Source organism: Natronococcus pandeyae, from assembly GCF_008122205.1.
GTDB lineage: Archaea > Halobacteriota > Halobacteria > Halobacteriales > Natrialbaceae > Natronococcus > Natronococcus pandeyae.
Genome location: NZ_PHNJ01000038.1, coordinates 1 through 2,926 on the forward strand (window position 1 = coordinate 1; position 2,926 = coordinate 2,926).

At 56.1% G+C, this 2,926-nt stretch carries 2 protein-coding genes; both read left to right on the forward strand.

Annotated features, from left to right (window positions below; all coding sequences use genetic code 11):
* Nucleotides 1–609 (forward strand): CPBP family intramembrane glutamic endopeptidase (locus tag CV102_RS25580; protein WP_148860818.1); only part of this gene is annotated, 609 nt, incomplete at its 5' end.
* A 221-nt stretch (nucleotides 610–830) separates the two neighbouring features.
* Nucleotides 831–2,183 carry a hypothetical protein gene (locus CV102_RS26955; RefSeq protein WP_233710827.1) on the forward strand — a complete coding sequence of 451 codons (1,353 nt, stop codon included), beginning with the start codon at nucleotides 831–833 and terminating at the stop codon, nucleotides 2,181–2,183.
* The last annotated feature ends 743 nt before the right edge of the window (nucleotides 2,184–2,926 follow it).

Genomic DNA, 2,926 nt, shown 5'->3' on the forward strand with positions numbered 1-2,926 from the left:
CGACGGATCGGTCTGCGCTGGTATGCCGTGATACTCCTGCTGTTTCCGGCCCTGAACGGGCTGGCACTGCTATTGGGCACCCTGGCCGGTGACTCGGTTCCGGCGTTCGAGCGTGCTGCCGAGTTCGCTGCTGATCCAGTATCGCTTCTCCCGTACGCGGTTTTCATGGTGATTTTCGGTCCCCTTCCGGAAGAACTGGGCTGGCGAGGCTACGCGCTTGACGGGCTGCAAGCGCGCTGGAACGCGTTAGAGGCGAGCCTGATCCTCGGGTTCTTCTGGGCTATCTGGCACGTTCCCATGTTCTTCATGGTCGGAACCTACCAGGCCGAACTGGGCGTGCTGACGCTCACGTTTTGGGAGTTCATGATCGGGGCAACGATCACCTCTGTTCTCTACACCTGGATCTACAACCATACGGGACGCAGTATTCTTGGCGCAATTCTGTTTCACTTCTCGGGAAACGTCAGTGGCGAACTCGTTCCCCACGGTCCTACCGGACGCCTCCTACCGGCAGTATTAACGCTGCTGGTCGTCGTCGTGGTGATCTCTGTCTACGGGCCGAAGACGCTAACCCGATGCGCTCCCGAGCAGTCGTCCGATACGGAGTGATCCTCCGCCATCGGCTATTCGGAGGTCCGACAGCCCTTGATATCACCGACAACGGGCGACGCAGCCACTCGACGTCCGCGTGATGGTCTCCCGTCTGCGGAGTAACCGACCACTCTCCAGCCGATCCGAATCATGCCGTCTGCGGGCCAGTATCTAGTTCGGGTCCTCGTATCGACCTTTGGCAAATGGGGACTATTGTTCTCCCTGTCGAAGACGCTGTTATGGAGCCACAGATACGGAACCCGTTTCAGTGGCCACTGACGGTCCTCGGCGGGATTCTCGTCCTGGTGGGGGAGGCCTTTTTTACCGGCCAGGCGTATCGCCGATGGCCAGGCGAGTTCTCTCCGCTCACGCACTACCACAGCGATTTGGGCATGACCGTCGGTGGTCCGCCGGGGGCGAACACGGCACTGGGGGCACAGTACTACAACGCGGGCCAAGTATTCATCGGCCTTGCAGTGATTCTGTTCATCGGCGGGCTGTACGTCTACTACACGGGGGATCGCCGACGGGATGCGTTGCTCACCTTCGGCCAATTCGCGGGGGTCTTCATTGGGGTCGCGCTGATCATGAATGGTGTCTACTCGCTTGACTTCGAGGGGCACGGCATGTGGGTCGTCCCGATGTTTCTCGGGATCACCGTTGGACTCATTCCGATCAACGCGGCTCTCTATAACTACCCAGGCTTCCCCCGGTGGATCGCTGGCTACGGCGTCACCGTCGCGTTACTCCCGCTCGGTCGGTACCTTCTGATGTACGTCACCGCAGATCCGCTCTTTATTGCCGAATGGATCCTCATCTACGGCGCATTCATCTGGATCTTTCTCGTCACCATCGAATCGTTCAAAAGAGGGGTGCTGGTGAACAGATTACAACGAACTCCTGAAGCAAAACAGCGGGACTTGCCATTAAATCCATTTCGATGGTCCCTCACCGCGCTTGGCGGAATATTCATTCTCCTCGGTGAAGCGTTCTTCACCGGTATGGCGTACTACCACTGGCCAAGCGCGTTCTCGCCGTTGTCGAACTTTCACAGCGATCTCGGAGGAACAATGGCCAGTGATCGAGGCGCAAACACTGCACTCGGCGCGCAGTTTTACGACGCTGGCCAGGTTTTTCAGGGACTTGCCCTGATACTATTCGTCGGTGGGTTGTACGTATACTACACCCGAAATCGCCGACGGCAGGCGGTGCTCGTGGCTGGTCAACTAGCCGGGATTTTCGTCGGGATCGCGCTGATCATGAACGGGATCTACTCCGCCGATTTCGACGGACACGCGGCGTGGGTCATCCCACTGTTCCTAGCCCTGAGCGCGACGCTCGTCCTAACCAATATCGCCCTTTACGGACACCCAGAATTTCCTCGATCAGCAGCCATCTACGGTGGGTTCGTCGGACTAATCCCGCCAATGATGTTATACGTTACCACCCCGATGCTTGAGTCCCCGTTCGTTGTGGAGTGGATCCTCATCTACGGCGCGATGCTCTGGGTGCTTCTGGTAATCATCAATGTGCTTTTGGGCGAGGTGCTGGAGTCCGATCACGGGACCGGTGAAGTGACAGATGTGAAATAGGTGTGAGATGACGCGACAAATCAGATTTTGACGAAAATTGGGCATTCGACGCACTCGGCTCAACAGCAACTACTTATTTTCTGATGCTCAACGTTAGACCTTCTCTCTCTCCCCGTTATGTGGCTAATTTACCGGAACGCCGCCTGTATGTTCCGTGCCGGGAATCGACTCGCGGGTCGAAAGCTTCCAGCCACCGTAGACGATCACGAGCAGTGCTGTGACGACGAGATAGACGATCGTCTACCAGTATACGCGCCCGTCGTTTACACCGATAGCTGTCCTCACGAGCGGGATCTGGATAATTGTGACGCGACACCTACCGAGCGGTCACATGCATATCCTTCTTCGTTGAGTTCACACCCTGTCCGACATAACGCGATCCCTCATTTTCTCAAATCTGACGTTCCCGAGACCGTTGTGAGCGATCGGATGGATTGCAGCGAGGCCGTTCTCGACCGCCACTACGATCAGCGATCTGAACGAGAGAAACTTCGACAGCGTCGGCGATATCTTCCAGACGAGTAACGTAACTGGCCCTAGCTAAACACTCATAGGTTGACACGAACTGCCTGCTGAATATAGAGGATAAGTCCAGCACGACGGCTTCGTTTGTTTCACACCGAAGTCAATGAATCGACCGATCAATAAATCTGCGGACTGAGCAAGAACTATTCTTGGAATCATGAAAACCATATTTGCCAAATATAGGTATTTACGCCTGATCGTGATACGCAGACCTATGG

Excerpts from the sequence above, each read along its gene's own strand:
- CV102_RS26955 (WP_233710827.1), top strand. The coding sequence starts at position 831 with ATGGAGCCACAGATACGGAACCCGTTTCAGTGGCCACTGACGGTCCTC.